Raw genomic sequence first — 19,889 nt, forward strand, 5'->3', positions numbered from 1 at the left:
AGATCACATCCGCTTCCCCAACGCTTGTCACCATCGGACCTGAAATATCCCACGCTCGGCGCCTGAGCGACCTCCGCCCGAGCCCCAACGTCCTCCGGCCTGCGAGAAGACTCGATCCGGATTTTCTGAACGCTCGGTAGAGATGAGCTTGGGCCCCGCGGAAAATTGCATAGCGCAAAGCGCTAGGGTTCCCGTGATCGCAACTGTGAGAAGCGCCGCCATCTCGACGTGCCACGCATGGGACTTGCCAGGACCGTGCCGGGCGATCCGGCGGCGGTTCTGAGAGGTTCCGAGCAGGGTACAGGTGGGAACCGGGATGATCCCGACGCTCACGGCAAATGCAACAATGGTGCGGATTCTGTTGCGGGATGTGCCCGCGCAAGGCTGGTCGGAGATTGTCGGCGCACAACCAACCTGCTGTTCCATAAGGAAAAGGCCCGATGCGCTGGGCATCGGGCCTCTGGAATTCTGGCGGACCGAGGAGGATTCGAACCCCCGACCCCTTGATTCGTAGTCAAGTACTCTATCCAGCTGAGCTATCGGTCCGTGGAGGCCGGATTTAGACTCACCCGCCCGGCTTTGCAAGGGGCTTTCGGCAAGAATTTCCGCTTATCCCACATCTCCCATCGGAAGGCGGATTTCGAAACAGGTTCCGGTCTCGTCCGACCGCGCCAACCGCAGCGTGCCGCCGTGGTTGCGCACCAGCTCCGCCACGATGGCAAGCCCGAGGCCCGCCCCGCCCTTGCGCACGCCGCCCTGAAATGGCTGGAACAGGTGATCGCGCGCCTTGGGCGGAAGGCCCGGCCCGGTATCCGTCACCTCGATCACCCAGGCGTCGTCCTCCGCATGGGCGGCAACGCTGATCTCGCCCGGACGGCCCGAACCGGTGATCGCCTGCCGCGCATTGCGCACGAGATTGCTGATCACGCGATAGATCTGCTCGGGATCGCCGCGCATCTGCAAGGATCCCGGAATGCCTTCGGACAGGCTCACGTCATGCTCGCCGATGGCCAGCCGCTCGGCCTCGAGCACCTCGTTGACCAGTTCCGCCAGGTTGAACTGCGTCAGAACCGGCGCCGGCTCCTCGGCCTTGCCGAAGGCCAGCGTGTTCTCGCAGAGCGACACGGCGCGGGTGATCGACCCCACCAGCTTGGGCGCCATGCGCTTGACCGACGGGTCCTCCGACATCTCGATCCGGTCGGTGAAAAGCTGCGCCGAGGTGAGGATGTTGCGCAGGTCGTGGCTCACCCGCGCCACCGCGCCGCCAAGCTGCGCAAGGCGTTCCTTCTGCCGCAAGCTCGCCGAAAGCTGGGTCTGCAACGATTGCAGCGCCTCTTCGGCCTCCCGCAGCTCGACGACGCCGGCAGAGGGTTTGATGATGCGGCGCGCGTCCTCCGGCGCCTCCGCATAACGCTGCATATGCGCCACCACGCCCTTGATCGGCTTCACCAGCAACCGGCGCACCGCAAGGAACAGCAGCAGCGCGGTGATCACCGAGATCACCGCGGACAGCAGCAGGATTCGCAGCCCGTAGTCGATCATCGCATGGCGCAGCGGTGCGCTGTCCATGGTGACCTCGATGAGCTGGCCGGCCTCGCGCGAGGGGTAGCCGACGACCCGGATCAGCCGCGGCTCGGGGTCGGCCAGCCGGATGATGGCGTCGCGCATCAGCGCCACCGGCCCCGCCTCGCGCAGATCGTAGGTCTGCGACACCGGGCCCGGCACCGGCGAGGCGAGCATCAGCTCGCGCGTGGCATTGCGCTGCAGGGCGACGTTGTAAACCTCGGCATTGGCCAGCAGCTCGCGTTCGAGATCCGGGTCGATCATGTCGTCGGCGAGCAGCGCCAGCGAGGCGATCTGCGCGCGCTCCAGCCGGTCGATCAGGTAATCCTCGCGAAAGCGCGCCACCGAGGGGACGAAGATCAGCACTTCGGCCAGCATCACGAACACCGTCGTGAGGATCAGGAAACGGCCGGAGAGCGAATTGAGCATAAAGGGTCTTGGTCCCGTCAGGGCAGCCAGCGCTGCACCAGTCTCACAACTGTCTTCACTGTTTCGTTTTCAAACAGTCGTGGAGAGAAATAGGCGCCCGCAACGCGTTTGTTAAGCTCTCCGATGGTGGGATAGGGCACAACCATCCCTGCGACATCGCTCATCTTGAGCCCCGCCGACAGCGCCAGCGCCCAGGTGCCGATCAATTCGCCCGCCTGCGCGCCCGCGATAGAGGCGCCGACCGGGCGCCCCTTGACCACCATCACCTTGAGCAGACCCGTTGTCTGACGCTGCGCGATGGCCCGGTCGTTGTGCTGATAGGGCAGGCGCAAGACCTCCAGCCGGTCGCCGTGGCGCTGCCGCGCCTCGGCCTCGGTCAGCCCGACCTGCGCCAGCTCGGGCGCGGTATAGGTGGCGCGCGGCAGGATCAGCGGCTTTGCCGAGACGGGCAGGCCGAAGAGCGCGTTCCGCACCACCAGCCCGGCGTGATAGCCGGCCACATGGGTGAATTGCGCCCCGCCCGCCACGTCGCCGATCGCGTAGACCCGGCGATTCGTGCTCCGCAGCCCCTCATCCACGGTGATGCCCGCCCGGGTGGCGGCGATGCCGGCCGCCTCGAGCCCAAGCGCCTCGATATTCGCCCGCCGCCCCACAGCAACCAGAAGATGGCTGCCGCGAAACACCTGGCCGGCGGCGGTTTCGACCTCGATGGCACCGGCCCCTCCGCGCACCGCCTGCGCCTGGGTCTCCTCGACGATGTCGATGCCCTCGGCGCGCAGCTCCTGCAGCACGATGGCCGCCAGTTCAGGGTCTTCCCGCCCGAGCGCCCGCTGCGCCTCGATCACCGTCACCTCGCTGCCCAGCCGCCGGTGCGCCTGCGCCATCTCGAGCCCGATGGGCCCGCCGCCGATCACCAGCAGGTGGCGCGGCCGCTCGCGCAGCCGCCACAGCGTCTCGTTGGTCAGATAGGGCACATCCGCGAGCCCCGGAATCGGCGGCACGAAGGGAGAGGACCCCGTCGCGATCACGATGCGCCGCGCGGTCAGCACATGTTCCCCGGCCTGCACCTCACGCGGCGAAATGAACCGGCCCTCTTCGCGGATCACCCGCACACCGAATCCTTCGAACCGCTCCTGGCTGTCCATCGGCGCGATACGGGCGACGGTTTCGGCCACATGTCCCTGAGCGGCCGCGTAATCGACCTGCGGCACGGCCGGCGCGATGCCGAAGGGTGCGGCATGGGCCATCCCGAAGGCACGCTGCGCGCTTGCGATCAGCGCCTTCGACGGCACGCAGCCATAGTTGAGACAGTCCCCGCCCATCTCGCCGCGCTCGAGCAGCACCACATCGGCGCCCATCTGCGCCGCGCCCGCCGCCACCGAAAGCCCGCCCGACCCCGCGCCGATCACCAGAAGATCCGTCTTGATCCGTTGCATGGCTCAGATTCCCTTCCGGCCGCGCAGGGCGCGGATCACCATGGGCAGCGCCGCCAGCGCCGCGAGCCCCAGAAGCGGCCCGATCACATGCGGCGCCCAGAGCAGGCTGAGATCCGGCGCCTCGCCCCGGTCGAAGACCTCGCCGACACCGACGCCGATCGAGGTGAAGACCAGCGCGCCGGGGATAATTCCCAGCGCCGTGGTCCAGGTGAAGTTCCAGAGCTTCACCCCCACCAGCGCGGGCAGCAGATTCGCCACGAAGAACGGCACCGCCGGCACCAGCCGCAGCAGGAACAGCACGCTCACCTCGTTGTCGCGCAGCCCTGCCTTCACCCGGCCCAGCGTCCCCTCCGAGGCGTCCATCCGCGCCGCGAGCGCGCGGCCCAGCCCGGCCCGTGCGGCCAGAAAGATCAGCACCGCCCCCGCCGTCGCCGCCACCACGTTCAGCACGGTGCCCGCTGCAAGGCCGAAGAGAAACCCGCCGGTGACCGACGCCACCGCGGCCCCGGGCAGCGAAAAGGCGACAATCGTCACATAGGCAAGCAGAAAGCCCCCCGCCATCAGCAGATATTGCGCATCCCGCAGCGCCAGAAGCGCCTCGCGGTTGTCGCGCAGCGTGTCAAAGCTGATGTAGTCGCGCAGCGTCAGAAACCCCAGCACGGCGGCGATCAGGATGATCGCCAGCGGCATGTGGCGGGCGAGTCGGCGTTTCTGTCGAACGGCCATGGCGGTCTCGGGGTCGGAGCTGGTCTCGGTCATGTGCTCAAGATGCGGCAGGGCGCGGCACGGCAACAGCCCCTTCACGCCGCCTTGATGCGGAGTGAGGCCCGCGTGCCGCGTTTGCAGGGCCGGGCCCCGGGGCTGTAACATTTGCGCGGCATGGGGCCGGGCGAAATGTTGCAGCTTTCGCGCGATAGAGGTTTGACATGTGCAGCGCGCCTCCCTATAGCACGGGCTTCGAATGACACCGGCCCGGCGAATCCGCCCCGGGCTGCCCGAAAACGGAGTAGAGCGCGATGAAACGCACCTTTCAGCCGTCGAACCTGGTTCGCAAGCGCCGTCACGGCTTCCGCGCCCGCATGGCCACCAAAGCGGGCCGCAAGGTCCTGAACGCGCGCCGCGCCCGCGGCCGCAAGCAGCTCAGCGCCTGAGCCGCGCGCTCTGCCCATGGCGGAGCGGGACACGCATCGACACACCGGGGCCGCTTCGGAAATGACCGAAGCGGCCCTTGTGCGTGATCCGTTGAGTGCCAAGCCGAAAATCGCGACGCTGCGCAAGCGGGCCGATTTTCTCGCCGCCGCGCGTGCCCGGCGTCAGCCCGTCGGCTCCATGCTGGTGCAGGCCCGGCGCCGGAACGACGACGATCCGTCGATCCGCGTGGGCTTTACCTGCTCGAAGAAGGTCGGTAACGCCGTCGCCCGCAACCGTGCCAAGCGGCGGCTGCGCGAGGTTGCGCGCCTGGCGCTGCCAACTCTGGGCCGGCCCGGCTGGGATTACGTGCTGATCGGCCGCCGCGACGCGACCGCCGACCGCCCCTTCCCGCTGCTCCAGCGCGATTTCGAACACGCCCTGCGCAAGCTGCACGGACCCGAGACATGAGCCCGCTCGCCCATATCGTCGCCCTGCCTGTCCGGTTCTATCGGCTCTTCTTCTCCGCCTGGGTCGGCCACGGCTGCCGCTTTCAGCCCACCTGTTCCGCCTACGCGCTGGAAGCGCTGGAGAAACACGGCGCCATCAAGGGCAGCTATCTTGCCGCCCACCGGATCCTGCGCTGCCACCCCTGGGGCGGCTCGGGCATCGACAACGTGCCCGAGTCAGACAAGACCAAGGCGCAGTGCCGCCATCAGCATCACGACGGCCATCACTCCGGCAACGATCAGTAGCGCATTGCGCCGCGCGATCCTCCTCGCCTGCTGCGCAAAGATCTCCGGCGCGAGCATCATCTTGCGGAACCGGCGCCGGAAAAACCCGTCAACCGCCCCGAGATAGAAAAACGCCAGAAGAAACGCGCTCAGCACCGCAAGCCCGTAGCCCCCGGTCAGATCTCCCCAGCGCTGTACCCCCGCCAGCCAGGCCCGCGCGATACCGCTGAGAATCGCCAGCACGCCGGCCATGCCCATCAGTGTGCTTGAGAACGGCGCCAGCGCGGCAAAGACCCGGCGCGCCTCGGCGGCGGGCAGCCGCGCCAGCGCCGGGTAGACCACGGCCGACAGATACACCAGCCCGCCGCCCCAGACGACCGCCGTGACCAGATGAAGCATATGCACCAGCGCCAGCATCCGCGCCCCTCTCTTCCCTCCAGCCCGGTTTCCGACAACGGCCCGGCGGCTGTCAATCGCCCGCATCGCCGCTGGTCAAGGCGCCCGGCCCGCGCTATGTGCTGACCCCATGTTCGACACCGCCGACGATATCCACCCGCTGTTCTACGGCGCTCCCAAGAGCACCGAGTTCAAGAAGCTGCGCAAGCGCATCGTGCAGAACGTGCGCGAGGCGGTGGAGCAGTATGGCATGGTCGAACGGCGCGAGGACGGCAGCACGCCGAAATGGCTGGTCTGCCTGTCCGGCGGCAAGGACAGCTACACCCTGCTCGCCGTGCTGCACGAGCTGAAATGGCGCGGCATGCTGCCGGTCGATCTGCTGGCCTGCAATCTCGATCAGGGCCAGCCGGGCTTTCCCGCGACGGTACTGCCCGAGTTTCTGGACAAGATGCAGGTGCCGCACCGGATCGAGTATCAGGACACCTATTCGGTGGTGATGGACAAGGTTCCGCAGGGCCGCACTTTTTGCGCGCTCTGCTCGCGGCTGCGGCGCGGCAACCTCTACCGGATCGCCCGGGAAGAGGGCTGCTCGGCGGTGGTGCTGGGCCATCACCGCGACGACATTCTCGAAACCTTCTTCATGAACCTCTTTCACGGCGGGCGGCTGGCGACCATGCCGCCGAAGCTGGTGAACGAAGAGGGCGATCTCTTCGTCTACCGCCCGCTCGCCCATGTGGCCGAGGCCGATTGCGAGAAATTCGCCCGCGCGATGAATTACCCGATCATTCCCTGCGATCTCTGCGGGTCGCAAGACGGGTTGCAGCGCCAGCAGGTGAAGCAGATCCTCGACGGTTGGGAAAAGAACAGCCCCGGCCGCCGGCAGGTGATGTTCCGGGCGCTGATGAATATCCGGCCCTCGCATATGCTCGACCCGAAACTGTTTGATTTCGCGGGGCTGATGCGCGGCGCGGAGGGAAAAAACTCCGACATCCCCGACCTGCGTTAAGTCTCGGGTTACCTCCTTGTTCTAGTCCTGTTCCCGTCCGCATCAGCAAGAAGGGGCGGGACGATGACATCGAGGCTGAGGGCCGATCTGATCCGGCACCGCGCAACACTGTCGAAAACACTGTCGAGATGGATCCACGGCGCGCATATGCTCGCCTTCCTCCCCGCGCTGTCGCTCGCCGGGTTCTGGCTTGGGGGAGAGGTCGCGCTGATCTCCGTGGCGCTGGGGCTGCCGGCGCTCTACGCGCTTTTCTCCGACGGCAGGCCCGGCGCCGCCCCGGCAGAGCGTCCGCTGCCCGATCTGGTCGATACCGCCACCGCACAGGAGCTGGCGGAGCAGATGCTGACCCGCGCCCGGGCGGCCCATCTCGCCACCGCCTGCTTCATGATCGAGGCCGAGGGGCTCGACGAGGTGGCGCGCCGCAGCGGCGACGATTCGGTGCAAAGCCTGCGCGACACCCTGCTGGCGCGCCTGCGCAAGCTGATGCGGCGCGGCGACCGGGTGGTGCGCGTGGGGGATTCGCGCTTCATGGTGCTGCTCGGGCCGTCGCTGCGGCTCGACCTCGAAACGCTGCTGACACTCGCCGACCGCATCCAGCGCGGGCTCGAGGAGCCGGCCGCGACCGAGACCGGGACGCATTATCTTTCCATGGCCATCGGCTTTTGCGGCTCGGTCCGGCTGCGCGGCCAGGGCAGCGGGGCGCAGCTTGTCGAGGCCGCGCAAACCGCGCTGACCGAGGCGCTGGCCAACGGCCCCTCGGCGATTCGCTCCTGGTCGGACAGCATGCGCGCTGAACGGCGGGCGCGGAAAACCCTGCTGGGCGAGGTCGAGCGCGCGCTGGCCAAGGGGCAGATCCAGCCCTGGTTCCAGCCGCAGCTTTGCACCTCGACCGGACAGATCAGCGGTGTCGAGGCGCTGGCGCGCTGGCTGCATCCGGAACGCGGGATCGTGCCGCCGATGGAATTTCTCACCGCGCTGGAAGAGGCCGGCCAGATGGACCGGCTGAGCGAGGTCGTCCTCCAGCACAGCCTGACCGCCCTGCGCGGCTGGGACGAGGCCGGGATCGAGATCCCGCGCGTCAGCGTGAACTTCTCGGATGTCGAGCTGTGCGGCCCGCAGCTCGTCGAGCGCATCAAATGGGAACTCGACCGCTTTGGAATGCCCGCCTCGCGGCTGGGGGTCGAGGTGCTGGAAACGGTGATCGCGGATTCCCCCGAGGGGATCGTGGCGCGCAACATCGTCTCGCTGTCGCAGCTCGGCTGCCAGATCGACCTCGACGATTTCGGCACCGGTCACGCCTCGATCACCGCGCTGCGGCGGTTCACCGTGCATCGGCTCAAGATCGACCGCAGCTTCGTCACCCGCGTGGACCGCGACGAGGAACAGCGCCGCATGCTGGCGGCGGTGCTGGGGCTTGCCGACCGGCTGGGGTTGGAAACCGTCGCCGAAGGGGTCGAGAGCGTGGCCGAACACGCCCTGCTTGCCCAGCTCGGATGCGACCATGTCCAGGGCTTCGGCATCGCCCGCCCGATGCCCGCCGACAAGCTGACCGACTGGGCGCGCAGCCATGCTCAGCGGGTTGCCGCCGCCCAGAACGTCGGCCGGAGCACCGGATAGCGCCGGCCCTGCGGCTGCTCCAAATGGTCACAAAACCCCCTGTTCGCCCGGAATCGGCTTGACCTTTGCAGGTCCTGCCTGTTGAACCCGGCGGTGACTTTCCAAGGACAGGGCGGCGGCTTCGCATGGACGATCAGAACAAGAACCTGCTCATCGCAACTGGGCTGAGCTTTGTCGTGATCCTCATCTGGTTCCTGCTATTCCCGCCCCCGGAAGAGCCCGCTCAGGACCAGACCCAACCGGTCGCAACCGCGCCCGTGGCCGGCGATGCCGCCGCCACGCCGACCGCCGCTCCCTCGGCGGTGGCCGACGGTGGACCCTCGGCGCCCCAGGTCGAGGCCGCCGACGCGCCGCGTCTTGCCATCGACACGACGCGCCTCGCGGGGTCCATTTCGCTCTCCGGCGGGCGCCTCGACGAACTGAAGCTCAAGGATTACACCGTCACCACCGACCCGGAGTCCGGCAATGTGCAGGTGCTCGAACCGGTGGGCAGCGGCCACGCCTATTACGCGCTCTACGGCTGGGCACCGGGCGCCGGGCTGACGCAGGCCGACGTTCCCGGCGCCAACACGGAATGGCAGATCGAAGCCGGCGAAACGCTCGGCTCGGACAGCCCCGTGGTCCTGCGCTGGGACAGCCCCTCGGGCCTGATCTTCCGCCGCACGCTCGAGGTGGACGAGAACTTCATGTTCACCGTGACCCAGTCGGTCGAGAACACCGGCTCCGGCACCGTCTCGGCGGCGCCCTATGGCATCATCGCCCGCCATGGCGAGCCCGTGGACCGCAAGAAGTTCTTCGTGCTGCACGAAGGCGTCGTCGCCATGGCCGACGGCAAGCTCGACGAGATCGACTATACCGACATGCCCGACCTCGACATGGTGGCGAGCGAAGGCGCCCGCTCCAAGGTCACGCAGGTGGCCGAGAACGGCTGGATCGGCTTTACCGACCACTACTGGATGACCACGCTCATCCCCGCCCCCGGCAGCGCTTTCAAGCAGGTGGCGAAATACGACGACGGGCGCGACATCTACCAGACAGAGGCGGTGCTGCCGACCATGACGCTGGCCCCCGGCGGCACCCAGCAGGTGACCACCCAGCTTTTCGTCGGAGCCAAGGAATGGGAAACCATCCGTGAATACGAACAGCAGGGCGTGGACCGCTTCATCGATTCCATCGACTGGGGCTGGTTCTTCTTCCTGACCAAGCCGATCTTCTGGCTGCTGCACCACCTGCACCAGCTCATCGGCAACATGGGCTGGTCGATCATCGCGCTGACGCTGATCCTCAAGGCGCTGCTCTTCCCGCTGGCGTTCAAGTCCTACGTCTCCATGGCGAAGATGAAGGAACTCCAGCCGCAGATGGAGAAGCTCAAGGAGGCCGCGGGCGACGACCGCCAGAAGCTCCAGCAGGAGATGATGGCGCTCTACAAGCGTGAAAAGGTCAACCCCGCCTCGGGCTGCCTGCCGATCCTGCTGCAAATCCCGATCTTCTTCTCGCTCTACAAGGTGATCTTCGTCGCCTTCGAACTGCGTCAGGCCCCCTGGCTCGGCCCGTTCCAGGACCTCTCCACGCCCGATCCGACCTCGCTTTACAACCTGTTCGGCGCGCTGCCCTGGGCAGCCCCCGAGGCGGGCACGACGCTGGCGCTGGTCTTCATCGGCATCCTGCCGCTGCTTCTGGGCATCTCGATGTGGCTGCAACAGAAGCTGAACCCGGCACCCACCGATCCGACGCAGGCGATGATCTTTGCCTGGATGCCCTGGGTCTTCATGTTCATGCTCGGCGGGTTCGCAAGCGGTCTGGTGCTCTACTGGATCACCAACAACACGATCACCTTCACCCAGCAGTACCTGATCATGCGTAGCCAGGGCTTCAAGCCGGACGTGTTCGGGAACATCAAGGCCAGCTTCCGGCGCAAGCAGAAAGCCGAGAGTGACGCGGCAGAGAAATGAGCGCCCACCTCGCCCAGATCTGGCGGCACCCGATCAAGGGGATCGGTTCCGAACCCCTTGAAACGGTGACGCTGGCCAAGGACGCGCCCATGCCCGGAGACCGGGCATGGGCGCTTCAGCATGATGGCGCCGCGCAGACGACAGACTGGCAACCCCGCAAGAATTTTCTCGTGGTCGCAAACGGCCCCCGGCTTGCCCAGGTGCGCGCGATCACGGAACCGGACGGCAGGCTGACCCTGTCACACCCGGACCGGCCCGCGCTTTCGCTTGCCCCCGCGAAGGACGGCCCCGCGCTGATCGACTGGGTCCGCCCGCTCTGGCCGGAAACCGCGCCGGCGCCGCGTACCCTTGTCGCCGCGCCGCCTCAGGGCATGGGAGACAATGGCAGGGCCGAGCTTGCCATCCTCAATCTTGCCAGCCTGCGCGCCCTGTCGGATGTCATCGGCCAGCCGCTCGAGATCGAGCGGTTCCGTGGGAATCTGATCCTGGACGGGCTGGCGCCCTGGGAAGAGTTCGAGTGGGTCGGCAAAAGCCTTTGCATCGGGGCCGTCACACTGGAAGTAACGGCGCGGATCGAGCGCTGCCGCGCGACCGAAGCAAACCCCAAGACCGGCCTGCGCGATGTGCAGCCCGTCCGCGCGCTTCACACCCGCTGGCGCCATCGCGACTTCGGGGTCTATGCGCGTGTGGAAACCGGTGGCATGGTCACCCAAGACAACAAGGTGTCCCTGACATGAATGCGCTTCCCTTTCCGCTTGCCGAAGAGCCCGATGACGACGCGCGCGAACACGGGCGCAAGCTCTTCGCCGGCGAGGTCGATTTCCTCAAGGGCGTGGTGGCCATGGACGGGCTGCCCCCGGACGACCGGGTCGAGGTCTGTTTCGCCGGGCGCTCCAACGTGGGCAAATCCAGCCTGATCAACGCGCTGACCGGGCGCAAGGGTCTAGCACGTGCCTCGAACACCCCCGGCCGCACGCAGGAGATCAACTTCTTCACCCTGGGCGACACGAGCTATCTGGTCGACCTGCCGGGCTATGGCTTTGCCAACGCACCGGTGGCGGTGGTCGAGAAATGGCAACGGCTGCTGAAGCAGTACCTGTCCGGCCGGGTGTCGCTGCGCCGGGCCTTTGTGCTGATCGACACGCGCCACGGCGTCAAGCCGGTGGACGAAGAGATCATGACCCTGCTCGACCGCGCGGCGGTGACCTTTCAGGCGGTGCTGACCAAGGCCGACAAGGTCAAGGCGCAGGACCGTGAGAAAATTCTGACGCAGGTGCGCGGGGCGCTCGCCAAACACCCCGCCGCCTATCCCGAGATCGTGCTGACAAGCTCTGAAAAGGGCGATGGCATCGCCACGCTGCGCGCCATCATCGCCGGGCTCGGCTGAGAAAAATCTTCTCACGAAGATTTTTCCGGGCGCGCATCCGCCACCGCCAAGATTTTTCGCACGAAAAATCTTGCGTCCTGCGTGGCCTTCCGAAAAACAAAGGGGCAACCCCGACCGCATCGGAAGGATGCCTCCAGAGATGAAGCAGCAGAAGATGAACCGAGACTGGATCGCCACCGCCCGCACCCTCAACGAAGCCCTCCCCTACATGCAGCGCTACACCGGCGCCGTCGTGGTGGTGAAATTCGGCGGCAACGCCATGGGCGATGACGAGGCCATGGCGGAATTCGCCCGCGACATCGTGCTGATGCGCCAGGTCGGCGTTAACCCGGTCGTGGTGCATGGCGGCGGTCCGATGATCAACGACATGCTGAAACGGCTGAACATCGAAAGCAGCTTCGTGCGCGGCAAACGGGTCACCGACAAGGCCACGGTGGAAGTGGTCGAGATGGTGCTGACCGGGCTTGTGAACAAGCGCATCGTGCAGGCGATCATGGACGAGGGCGGCCGCGCCGTGGGGCTCTCGGGCAAGGACGACGATCTCATCGTCTGCGAGCCCGACGATCCCGAGCTGGGCTTTGTCGGCCGTCCGGTCGAGATGAACGTTCAGGTGCTGCGCGATCTCTTTGCCGCGGGCATCATTCCCGTGGTCGCCCCGGTCGCCACCGGGCGCAACGTGACCGAAACCTATAACGTCAACGGCGACACCGCCGCTGGCGCGCTGGCGGGTGCGCTCAAGGCCGACCGGCTGCTGCTGCTGACCGATGTCACCGGCGTCAAGAACGCCGCCGGAGAGGTCGTCACAGCGATGACCCCGGAAGACGTGCGCGACATGATCGAGGACGGCACCATCGCGGGCGGGATGATCCCCAAGACGGAAACCGCACTCAAGGCCATCGAGGAGGGCGTCCGCGCCGTGGTGATCCTCGACGGGCGGGTGCCCAATGCCTGCCTGCTGGAGCTTTTCACCGAGCACGGTGCAGGCTCGCTGATCCGCTCCGCCGACCTGCCCCCCGTCCCCGCGTGAGTCTCGCGGCGCTGGCAGCCGAGGCCAGGGCGCAGGCCCTGGCCCTGCGCGGCGCCTTTCATCCTTCTCCTGACGACGGCGCGCCCGAGGGGACAGGCACGCTTCTGCTGATCGGGCCCGACGAGCCGCAATTCTGGCCCGCGTTCCACGCCTCGAGAGAAGCGCAGGACGGCGCGCCCGACCCGCTCGACCGCTGGTCGAAACGCGTCATCGGTGCGCTGGCCAGCCGCTGGGGAGGCTCGGCGCATTTTCCCTCCGACGGGCCGCCCTGGCCGCCGTTCCTGCTCTGGGCCCAGCGTTCGGGCCGCGCCTTTCCCTCCCCGCTCGGCCTCTTGGTGCATGATACGGCGGGGCTCCTCGTCAGCTACCGCGGCGCCATCGCCCTGCCCCGGCACATCGACCTGCCACCTGCGCCGGAATCGCCCTGCCGGTCCTGCGAGGCACAGCCCTGCACCACCGCCTGCCCTGTGGGTGCGCTCCATGCCGGGGAGCCTTATGACGTCGCCACCTGCCAGAGCTTCCTGCGCAGCGACGCGGGACAGGACTGCCGCGACAACGGCTGCCGCGCGCGGCGCGCCTGCCCGCGCTCGCAGGGAATGCGGCGGCAAAGCGCACAGGCGGCTTTTCACATGGCCTCCTTCATGAAAAACTGGTCCGGCAGAGAGGGAGGATCCGCGTGAAACGGCTGATACTCATGCGCCATGCCAAATCCGACTGGACGATGGGCACGGTCGATCACCATCGCCCGCTCAACAAGCGCGGCCGGCGCAGCGCCAAGGCGCTGGGGGACTGGCTGCGGCGCGAGAACCTGCTGCCCGATCAGGCTCTCTGCTCCAGCGCCACCCGCACGCGCGAAACCCTGGCTCTGCTGGGCTTCGACATCCCCACGCGCTACGAGGACCGGCTCTATCACGCCGGGCCTGTCGCCATGCTGAACACGCTCAGCGAGGCGGAGGGCGAGACGGTGCTCATGGTGGGGCACAACCCCGGCATCGCGGAATTTGCGCAGGAGATCCTCGCCACACCGCCGCGACATGCGAGGTTCGCCGACTACCCCACAGGCGCCACGCTGGTGGCAGAGTTCGACATTGCCGATTGGCCGGAGCTGCGGCCGGGCACTGGCCTGCCGCGCGCCTTTGTCATTCCGCGCGAATTGCTTGAGGAAAGCGAGGCCTGAGCCGCGCTACTTCTCCTCATCCTCTTCCGAGGGCGGATCGTCATAGACCGCCCAGCCGAACTCGCGCCCGGTCTGCGGCAGTTCGTTTTCCGGCACATCGCCCTGCATGAAGGTCTTGGCGATGAAATTCGCGGTGATCGGCGCGGTGAGGAAGAGGAACAGCGTGATCAGCAGTTCGTGGAACGAAACCGAACCCTCGATCATCAGGAAATAGAGCATCGAGGCAATGAGCGCACCGCCCACCCCCAGCGTCGTCGCCTTGGTGGGGGCGTGCAGGCGCTGCATCGTCTGCTTCAGCTTCAGCAGCCCGAAAGAGCCCACCAGCCCGAAAATCCCGCCGACGATCAAAAAGACCGATACGAGGAGTTCGGAAAGCAAGGTCATGTCCTGGTCCATTCCGGTCTCCTTATTCGATGATGTCGCCGCGCAGGATGAAGCGGCAGAAGGCGACGGTCGAAACAAAACCCACCATGGCGATCAGCATGGAGGCCTCGAAATAGATCGCGGTGCCGCGCCAGATCCCGTAGAGGATCAGCAGCGCGATGAAGTTGATCACCATCGTGTCGAGCGCCAGGATACGGTCCGCCGCGGTCGGCCCCGCCAGCAGCCGCCAGAGCGTCGCCAGAAGGCCAAAGCCGAAACAGGCGAAGGCAAAGATCAGGGCGTAGGTGATCATCGGAAAATCTCCTTCAGCCGCCGCTCGTAGCGGGTCTTGATGTCATCGCGGATGCCATCGGGATCGTCGGTGTGCAGGCAATGCACCAGCAGCGAGCCGCCATCCGCCGACAGTGTCGCCGACACGGTGCCGGGTGTCATGGTGATGGTGCCCGCAAGCACGGTGATCGCCTCGGGCGAGGTCAGTTCCAGCGGCACCACCACCCATTGCGAATGGATGTCGGCGTTGCGCTTGAACATCACGATGCCCGCGACGACGATATTGGCGACGATGATGTCCCAGAGCACGACCAGCGCGTATTCCGCCGCCATCAGCGGCGCCCGCAGCTTTGGCCGGTTGGGCCAGTAGGGCGCGGTCATCACCGGGATCACGATGCCCAGCAGAATGCCGAGCGCCAGATTGCCCGACGTCACCTTGTTGACCAGCATCAGCCAGACGATGGTCAGCGTGACGCTCAGCAGCGGGTGGGGAAAAAGGCGTTTCAGCATGGCTTAATGCGCCTCCCCATGCGCGGACAGATCCTTGGTGTCGGGCTGGTCCTCCAGCACGGCGCCGATATAGGCCGAGGGGTCGAAAAGCTGCCCCGCCGTCGCTTCCATATGGCGCGAGACCGGCCCGGCGAAGACGGTCAGCAGACCCAGCATCGCCAGCATGATCATCGTGGGCGCCACCACCAGCGGGCCAAGCTTGGTCACCGGCGGCGCCTCGTCCTCCGGCTCGGGTTCGATCGGGCCGGCGAGATCCGCCGAGGTGGATTTCCAGAACAGCAGGCTGCCCGCCCGGACAAAGCCGACGATGGTCAGCAGCGAGCCCGCAAGGACCACCGTCCAGACCAGCCAGGTGTAATCCGACACCCGCAGCGCATCGAGCACCAGCAGCTTGCCGAGGAACCCGCTGAGCGGCGGCATGCCCGCGATGCCGATGGCGCCCGCGAAGAAGAGAGAGGCCAGAAGCCCGTTCTGAACCGTGGCAGGCGCGACCTTGAGCAGATCGCCGGTCCGGCGCTTCGCCAGCAGCAGATCGGCGAAGAGGAACAGCGCCGCTGCGGCGAAGGTGGAGTGCAGCAGATAGTAAAGCGCCGCCTGCGCGGAATAGGGCGTGAAGGCCGAGACCGCCAGCATCAGCGTGCCGGTGGAGCTCAGCACCGCGAAGGCGATGAGCGGCATCAGACGCCGCGCGCCCATCACGCCAAAGGCGCCGATGGCGATGGTGATCAGCGCGGCGGGCATCAGCCAGTCCTGCGACAGCGTGCCGATGGCGGCGGCATCCGGGCCGAAAACGATGGTGTGCATGCGCAGGATCGCATAGGCGCCGACCTTGGTCATGATCGCAAACAGCGCCGCCACCGGCGCGGGCGCGTTGGCATAGGTGCCGGGCAGCCAGAACTGCACCGGAAACAGCGCCGCCTTCACCGCAAAGACGATCATGAGCAGCATGGCGGCGACCCGGACCAGCGCCGCGTCCTCCACCGGGATCTCGCGCACTTTCACCGACAGATCGGCGATGTTGAGCGTGCCCGTGGTGGCGTAAAGCGTGCCGAGCGCGATCAGGAACAGGGTCGAGCCCGCGAGGTTCATGATCACATATTGCAGACCCGATTGCAGCCGCGCCTTGCCGCCGCTGTGGATCGTGAGCCCGTAGGAGGCGATGAGCAGGATCTCGAACAGCACGAAGAGGTTGAAGGCGTCGCCGGTCAGGAAGGCGCCGCAGATCCCCATGAGCTGGAACTGCATCAGCGCGTGGAAATGCCTGCCCCGCGTGTCCCAGCCGCTGGCGACCGAATGGATCAGCACGATCAGCCCCAGCACCGAGGTCAGCAGGATCAGCAGCGCCGACAGCCGGTCGAGCACCAGCACGATGCCGAAGGGCGCGGGCCAGTCGCCAAGGCGGTAGACATGCACGCTGCCATCGGCCGACAGCACGAAAAGCCCGGTTGCGACGGCGGTCAGCAGCACCGCGCCCAGCAGCGACGCGGTGCGCTGAAGCACGATGTCATGGCGCATCACATAGGCGATGAGCGGTGCCACCATGGCCGGCAGCACGACGGGGGCGATGATCCAGTGGTTCACGCGTCGCTCTCCCCGGTCGTCTCGTCTTTGATGTTCACGCGGTCGTCCCCGGCCTCGAGAAAGGCGCCGAGCGAGATCAGCACCAGCACCGCCGTCATCCCGAAGGAGATCACGATGGCGGTCAGCACCAGCGCCTGCGGCAGCGGATCGGTATAGGCGCTGGCATCGTCGTTCAGCACCGGCGGTAGACCCACGGTCAGCCGCCCGGTGGCGAAGACAAAGACGTTCACCGCGTAGGACAGCAGAGTCAGCCCGAGGATCACCGGAAAGGCGCGCAGCCGCAGGACCAGGTAAATCCCGGCGGCGGTCAGCCCGCCCAGCGAGGTTGCCACGATCAGTTCCATATCAGCGCGCGTCCTTCTGCTCGGAGTCGGCGACCTCGCGCCGGGACGGGTCGTAATCCATCGGGTCGACGTTCACGGTCTCGCCCGCATAGCGCGCCAGCCGCGACAGCGAATAGAGCATCAGCATCACCGCCCCCAGCACCGTCAGAAACACGCCGAGATCGAAGAGCGCCGCGGTCGCCAGCTCGAATTCCTCGAAGGGCCAGATGCGGAAATAGCCGAAGGCGCTGGTCAGGAAGGGCTGGCCCGCCAGCCAGGCGCCCGCCCCGGTCAGACCCGCAACCACCACGCCCCAGCCGATCATCGAGTGATACTCGAACCGCTTGCGGTCCTGCGCCCAGGCAAAGCCCGAGGCCATGTATTGCATCAGCAGCGCGATGGAGATCACGAGGCCCGCGACAAAGCCACCGCCGGGCAGGTTGTGACCGCGCAGGAAGATATAGACACCGACCAGCGCCGCGATGGGCATCATCACGCGGGTGGCGACCACCATCATCAGCGGGTGCCGGTCGCGCGAGCGGTCGGGCGGGAAGGTCCAGTTGCGCAGGCGGCGCGAGGCGGGGCCGTTCAGCAGCGCCTCCATCAGCGCGTAGAGCGTCAGCCCCGCGATGCCCAGCACGATGATCTCGCCGTAGGTGTCGTAGCCCCGGAAGTCCACGAGGATCACGTTCACCACGTTGTTGCCGCCACCGCCCTTGTAGGAGTTCGCAAGGTGGTAGCCCGAGATCGTGTCGATGTCGCGCAGCAGGAAGGCATAGGCCAGCGACGCCACGGCCACCCCCGCCGCGATGGCGATGGCGCCGTCGCGGATGTGCAGGCCGATCGGGCTTTCGCGCGGGGTCTCCTTGGGCAGAAAGTGCAGCGCCAGCAGCATCAGCATGACGGTGACCGTATCCACCGAGATCTGCGTCAGCGCGAGGTCCGGCGCCGAGAGATAGACAAAGCCCGCCGAGACCATAAGCCCCACCACGCTCGTCAGGATCAGCGCCCGGAAACGGCTGCGATGCATGGTGACCGTCGCCGCCGTCGCCACCATCAGCAGCACAAAGCCGACTCCCACCAGCGGCGGCACCGGCAACAGGCCCCGCGTCGGCGCGGGCATGCCGCCGCCCTGGAAGGCCGCATAGCCCAGCAGGATCGTCGCCACGGTGAAGATCGCGAGATAGCGGCTGATCGCGCCGTTATGCGCGACTTCGGTGATAAAGCGCGACCCCAGCACCACCCGGCGCATCAGCGCGTCGAACATCACCTTCGCCTCGGGGCGCGGTGTCGACAGCCAGATCCGGTCGAGCGGGCGGTGCAGCCAGAGCAGCACCGCACCGCCGCCCACGGCAACCATCGACATGAAGAGCGCCGGGGTGACGCCGTGCCAGAGCTTCAGGTGCACATGCGGCTCGGAGCCAGTGACGGCCAGGCCCGCCGCCTCGACGATGGGTGCCGCGAAGGTCATCGGCGCGAGGCCGATCAGCACCACCAGCACCGCGAGGAAACCCGGCGCCAGCAGCATGCCCACGGGCGGATCATGCGGGTGATGCGGATAGTCGTCGCGCACCGGCCCAAAGAAGGTGTGGCCGATGAAGCGGAAGGAATAGGCCACCGACAAGAGCGCGCCCAGCGTCGCGAGAATGATGATCGGCCATTCGCCCCCCCACCAATGGGTGTGAGCGACCTCTTCCAGCATCATCTCCTTCGACATGAACCCGTTGAGCGGCGGGATCCCCGCCATCGACAGCGCCGCCACCACGGCGATCAGCGCGGTCACCGGCATCAGGCTCGCCAGCCCGCCCAGCCGCTTGATGTCGCGGGTGTGGGTCTCGTGGTCGACGATGCCCGCGCTCATGAAGAGCGCCGCCTTGAAGGTCAGGTGGTTGAGGATGTGGAACACCGCCACCACCGCGGCCATCTTGGAGCCGAGCCCCAGCAGCATGGTCAGCAGCCCGAGGTGACTGACCGTCGAGAAGGCCAGCAGCGCCTTGAGATCGTCCTTGAAGAGCGCGATCAGCGCGCCGATCACCATGGTGATCAGGCCCACGGTCGAGACGATGTAGAACCACTCCTCGGTCCCCGCCAGCACCGGCCACATGCGCGCCATCAGGAAGATGCCCGCCTTCACCATGGTGGCCGAGTGCAGATAGGCAGACACCGGGGTCGGCGCGGCCATGGCATGCGGCAGCCAGAAATGGAACGGGAACTGCGCCGATTTGGTGAAGGCGCCGAGCAGGATCAGGATCAGCGCGGGGAGATAGTACTCCGACGCCTGGATCGCCTCGCGGTGCTCAAGGATCACCGACAGGTCGTAGCTGCCCGCGATATTGCCGAGGATCAGCATGCCCGCGATCATCGCAAGCCCCCCTGCTCCGGTCACGGTCAGCGCCATCCGGGCGCCCTGACGGCCTTCGGGCAGGTGCTTCCAATAGCCGATGAGCAGGAAGGAGGACAGCGAGGTCAGCTCCCAGAACACCAGCAGCAGCAGGATATTGTCGGACACCACGATGCCCAGCATCGCGCCCTGAAACAGCAGCAGATAGGTGTAGAACTGCCCCATCGGATCGTCGCCCGAGAGGTAGAACCGCGCGTAAAGCGTGATCAGCAGGCCCATGCCGAGGATCATACCCGCAAACAGCAGCCCCAGCCCGTCGAGCATGAAATTGGCGTTCAGCCCCAGCGCCGGCAGCCAGTCGATCTTTGCGGTGACGGTGCCGCCGTCCAGCACGCCGGGCGCCATGACACCGAGGAACACGAGGGCGAGGACGGTCGGAACCGCGGTGAAGGTGGCGCATGCGTTGCGCCCCGCCCGGATCATCAGCCCCGGCACCAGCGCGCCGATGAAGGGCAATAAGACCATTACGGGCAGAAGTCCGCTGCCTGACACCATCCCTGTTCCTTCGTCTTGTCCGCCTGCGCCTGACCGGGGGCCGAGGGGCGGAAGTTGTCCCGGTATCGTCTTG

21 protein-coding genes and 1 tRNA gene are annotated in these 19,889 nt (G+C 66.8%); 11 read left to right on the forward strand and 11 right to left on the reverse strand.

What is annotated here, in order from left to right:
• Window positions 1-469 precede the first annotated feature (469 nt).
• The 4 genes from M4578_RS09975 to M4578_RS09990 all read right to left on the reverse strand — a co-directional run bounded on the left by M4578_RS09975 (window position 470) and on the right by M4578_RS09990 (window position 4,187).
• Window positions 470-546: transfer RNA gene (locus M4578_RS09975), tRNA-Arg, on the reverse strand.
• A 63-nt stretch (window positions 547-609) separates the two neighbouring features.
• On the reverse strand, window positions 610-1,992 hold the full coding sequence (locus M4578_RS09980) for a sensor histidine kinase (RefSeq protein ID WP_258093312.1): 1,383 nt from the start codon (window positions 1,990-1,992) through the stop codon (window positions 610-612).
• A 17-nt stretch (window positions 1,993-2,009) separates the two neighbouring features.
• Window positions 2,010-3,428: a dihydrolipoyl dehydrogenase family protein gene (locus tag M4578_RS09985; protein ID WP_258093313.1), complete on the reverse strand. Its 1,419-nt coding sequence runs from the start codon at window positions 3,426-3,428 to the stop codon at window positions 2,010-2,012.
• A gap of 3 nt (window positions 3,429-3,431) precedes the next feature.
• Window positions 3,432-4,187 (reverse strand): TVP38/TMEM64 family protein, encoded by a 756-nt coding sequence (locus tag M4578_RS09990; protein ID WP_258093314.1) that lies wholly within the window; start codon window positions 4,185-4,187, stop codon window positions 3,432-3,434.
• Window positions 4,188-4,444: 257 nt separating this feature from the next.
• Here M4578_RS09990 and rpmH point away from each other — a divergent pair, with 257 nt between their 5' ends.
• The 3 genes from rpmH to yidD all read left to right on the forward strand — a co-directional run bounded on the left by rpmH (window position 4,445) and on the right by yidD (window position 5,311).
• Window positions 4,445-4,579 carry a 50S ribosomal protein L34 gene (rpmH, locus tag M4578_RS09995; protein WP_076623372.1) on the forward strand — a complete coding sequence of 45 codons (135 nt, stop codon included), beginning with the start codon at window positions 4,445-4,447 and terminating at the stop codon, window positions 4,577-4,579.
• A 61-nt stretch (window positions 4,580-4,640) separates the two neighbouring features.
• Complete coding sequence (rnpA, locus tag M4578_RS10000; protein WP_258093315.1) at window positions 4,641-5,027, forward strand: ribonuclease P protein component; 387 nt, start codon at window positions 4,641-4,643, stop codon at window positions 5,025-5,027.
• Window positions 5,024-5,311 (forward strand): membrane protein insertion efficiency factor YidD, encoded by a 288-nt coding sequence (yidD, locus tag M4578_RS10005; protein ID WP_258093316.1) that lies wholly within the window; start codon window positions 5,024-5,026, stop codon window positions 5,309-5,311. Before rnpA ends, yidD begins: the two co-directional genes overlap by 4 nt.
• Here yidD and M4578_RS10010 read toward each other — a convergent pair.
• Window positions 5,243-5,707, reverse strand: coding sequence for a hypothetical protein (locus M4578_RS10010; protein WP_258093317.1), 465 nt, complete (start codon window positions 5,705-5,707; stop codon window positions 5,243-5,245). The genes yidD and M4578_RS10010 overlap by 69 nt on opposite strands.
• Before the next feature lie 109 nt (window positions 5,708-5,816).
• On the opposite strand from M4578_RS10010, the gene ttcA reads away from it, so the two are divergent.
• The 8 genes from ttcA (at window position 5,817) to M4578_RS10050 (ending at window position 13,852) form a co-directional block, all read left to right on the forward strand.
• Window positions 5,817-6,692: a tRNA 2-thiocytidine(32) synthetase TtcA gene (gene ttcA, locus M4578_RS10015; RefSeq protein ID WP_258093318.1), complete on the forward strand. Its 876-nt coding sequence runs from the start codon at window positions 5,817-5,819 to the stop codon at window positions 6,690-6,692.
• Window positions 6,693-6,755: 63 nt separating this feature from the next.
• Window positions 6,756-8,309: a putative bifunctional diguanylate cyclase/phosphodiesterase gene (locus M4578_RS10020; protein WP_258093319.1), complete on the forward strand. Its 1,554-nt coding sequence runs from the start codon at window positions 6,756-6,758 to the stop codon at window positions 8,307-8,309.
• Window positions 8,310-8,434: 125 nt separating this feature from the next.
• Complete coding sequence (gene yidC, locus M4578_RS10025; protein WP_258093320.1) at window positions 8,435-10,261, forward strand: membrane protein insertase YidC; 1,827 nt, start codon at window positions 8,435-8,437, stop codon at window positions 10,259-10,261.
• Window positions 10,258-10,998: an MOSC domain-containing protein gene (locus M4578_RS10030; protein WP_258093321.1), complete on the forward strand. Its 741-nt coding sequence runs from the start codon at window positions 10,258-10,260 to the stop codon at window positions 10,996-10,998. The genes yidC and M4578_RS10030 overlap by 4 nt, the downstream gene beginning before the upstream one ends.
• Window positions 10,995-11,648, forward strand: coding sequence for a ribosome biogenesis GTP-binding protein YihA/YsxC (gene yihA / locus M4578_RS10035; RefSeq protein ID WP_258093322.1), 654 nt, complete (start codon window positions 10,995-10,997; stop codon window positions 11,646-11,648). Before M4578_RS10030 ends, yihA begins: the two co-directional genes overlap by 4 nt.
• Window positions 11,649-11,787: 139 nt before the next feature.
• Window positions 11,788-12,675 carry an acetylglutamate kinase gene (gene argB / locus M4578_RS10040; protein ID WP_258093323.1) on the forward strand — a complete coding sequence of 296 codons (888 nt, stop codon included), beginning with the start codon at window positions 11,788-11,790 and terminating at the stop codon, window positions 12,673-12,675.
• Window positions 12,672-13,355, forward strand: coding sequence for a 4Fe-4S dicluster domain-containing protein (locus M4578_RS10045; protein ID WP_258093324.1), 684 nt, complete (start codon window positions 12,672-12,674; stop codon window positions 13,353-13,355). The genes argB and M4578_RS10045 overlap by 4 nt, the downstream gene beginning before the upstream one ends.
• On the forward strand, window positions 13,352-13,852 hold the full coding sequence (locus M4578_RS10050; RefSeq protein WP_258093325.1) for a SixA phosphatase family protein: 501 nt from the start codon (window positions 13,352-13,354) through the stop codon (window positions 13,850-13,852). The genes M4578_RS10045 and M4578_RS10050 overlap by 4 nt, the downstream gene beginning before the upstream one ends.
• 6 nt (window positions 13,853-13,858) lie before the next feature.
• Here the strand turns inward: M4578_RS10050 and M4578_RS10055 are convergent, their stop codons facing one another.
• Genes M4578_RS10055 through M4578_RS10080 form a run of 6 tightly spaced genes read right to left on the reverse strand, consistent with a single transcriptional unit; the run spans window position 13,859 to window position 19,816 of the window.
• On the reverse strand, window positions 13,859-14,248 hold the full coding sequence (locus tag M4578_RS10055; protein WP_258093326.1) for a Na+/H+ antiporter subunit G: 390 nt from the start codon (window positions 14,246-14,248) through the stop codon (window positions 13,859-13,861).
• 10 nt (window positions 14,249-14,258) lie between these two features.
• Window positions 14,259-14,528 (reverse strand): K+/H+ antiporter subunit F, encoded by a 270-nt coding sequence (locus tag M4578_RS10060; RefSeq protein WP_258093327.1) that lies wholly within the window; start codon window positions 14,526-14,528, stop codon window positions 14,259-14,261.
• Window positions 14,525-15,016, reverse strand: coding sequence for a Na+/H+ antiporter subunit E (locus M4578_RS10065; RefSeq protein WP_258093328.1), 492 nt, complete (start codon window positions 15,014-15,016; stop codon window positions 14,525-14,527). The genes M4578_RS10060 and M4578_RS10065 overlap by 4 nt, the downstream gene beginning before the upstream one ends.
• Before the next feature lie 3 nt (window positions 15,017-15,019).
• Entirely contained in the window at window positions 15,020-16,597 is a 1,578-nt protein-coding gene (locus M4578_RS10070) for a monovalent cation/H+ antiporter subunit D (protein ID WP_258093329.1), read from the reverse strand.
• Entirely contained in the window at window positions 16,594-16,941 is a 348-nt protein-coding gene (locus M4578_RS10075; protein ID WP_258093330.1) for a Na+/H+ antiporter subunit C, read from the reverse strand. Before M4578_RS10075 ends, M4578_RS10070 begins: the two co-directional genes overlap by 4 nt.
• Before the next feature lies 1 nt (window position 16,942).
• Window positions 16,943-19,816: a monovalent cation/H+ antiporter subunit A gene (locus M4578_RS10080; protein WP_258093331.1), complete on the reverse strand. Its 2,874-nt coding sequence runs from the start codon at window positions 19,814-19,816 to the stop codon at window positions 16,943-16,945.
• Window positions 19,817-19,889: the final 73 nt, after the last annotated feature.

Origin of the sequence: Salipiger pentaromativorans (genome assembly GCF_024721115.1) — a bacterium.
Lineage (GTDB): Bacteria > Pseudomonadota > Alphaproteobacteria > Rhodobacterales > Rhodobacteraceae > Salipiger > Salipiger pentaromativorans.

Coding starts and splice junctions, on each gene's coding strand:
- M4578_RS09980 (WP_258093312.1), bottom strand. CDS start 1,992: ATGCTCAATTCGCTCTCCGGCCGTTTCCTGATCCTCACGACGGTGTTC.
- M4578_RS09985 (WP_258093313.1), bottom strand. CDS start 3,428: ATGCAACGGATCAAGACGGATCTTCTGGTGATCGGCGCGGGGTCGGGC.
- M4578_RS09990 (WP_258093314.1), bottom strand. CDS start 4,187: ATGACCGAGACCAGCTCCGACCCCGAGACCGCCATGGCCGTTCGACAG.
- rpmH (WP_076623372.1), top strand. CDS start 4,445: ATGAAACGCACCTTTCAGCCGTCGAACCTGGTTCGCAAGCGCCGTCAC.
- rnpA (WP_258093315.1), top strand. CDS start 4,641: ATGACCGAAGCGGCCCTTGTGCGTGATCCGTTGAGTGCCAAGCCGAAA.
- yidD (WP_258093316.1), top strand. CDS start 5,024: ATGAGCCCGCTCGCCCATATCGTCGCCCTGCCTGTCCGGTTCTATCGG.
- M4578_RS10010 (WP_258093317.1), bottom strand. CDS start 5,707: ATGCTGGCGCTGGTGCATATGCTTCATCTGGTCACGGCGGTCGTCTGG.
- ttcA (WP_258093318.1), top strand. CDS start 5,817: ATGTTCGACACCGCCGACGATATCCACCCGCTGTTCTACGGCGCTCCC.
- M4578_RS10020 (WP_258093319.1), top strand. CDS start 6,756: ATGACATCGAGGCTGAGGGCCGATCTGATCCGGCACCGCGCAACACTG.
- yidC (WP_258093320.1), top strand. CDS start 8,435: ATGGACGATCAGAACAAGAACCTGCTCATCGCAACTGGGCTGAGCTTT.
- M4578_RS10030 (WP_258093321.1), top strand. CDS start 10,258: ATGAGCGCCCACCTCGCCCAGATCTGGCGGCACCCGATCAAGGGGATC.
- yihA (WP_258093322.1), top strand. CDS start 10,995: ATGAATGCGCTTCCCTTTCCGCTTGCCGAAGAGCCCGATGACGACGCG.
- argB (WP_258093323.1), top strand. CDS start 11,788: ATGAAGCAGCAGAAGATGAACCGAGACTGGATCGCCACCGCCCGCACC.
- M4578_RS10055 (WP_258093326.1), bottom strand. CDS start 14,248: ATGGACCAGGACATGACCTTGCTTTCCGAACTCCTCGTATCGGTCTTT.
- M4578_RS10060 (WP_258093327.1), bottom strand. CDS start 14,528: ATGATCACCTACGCCCTGATCTTTGCCTTCGCCTGTTTCGGCTTTGGC.
- M4578_RS10065 (WP_258093328.1), bottom strand. CDS start 15,016: ATGCTGAAACGCCTTTTTCCCCACCCGCTGCTGAGCGTCACGCTGACC.
- M4578_RS10075 (WP_258093330.1), bottom strand. CDS start 16,941: ATGGAACTGATCGTGGCAACCTCGCTGGGCGGGCTGACCGCCGCCGGG.
- M4578_RS10080 (WP_258093331.1), bottom strand. CDS start 19,816: ATGGTGTCAGGCAGCGGACTTCTGCCCGTAATGGTCTTATTGCCCTTC.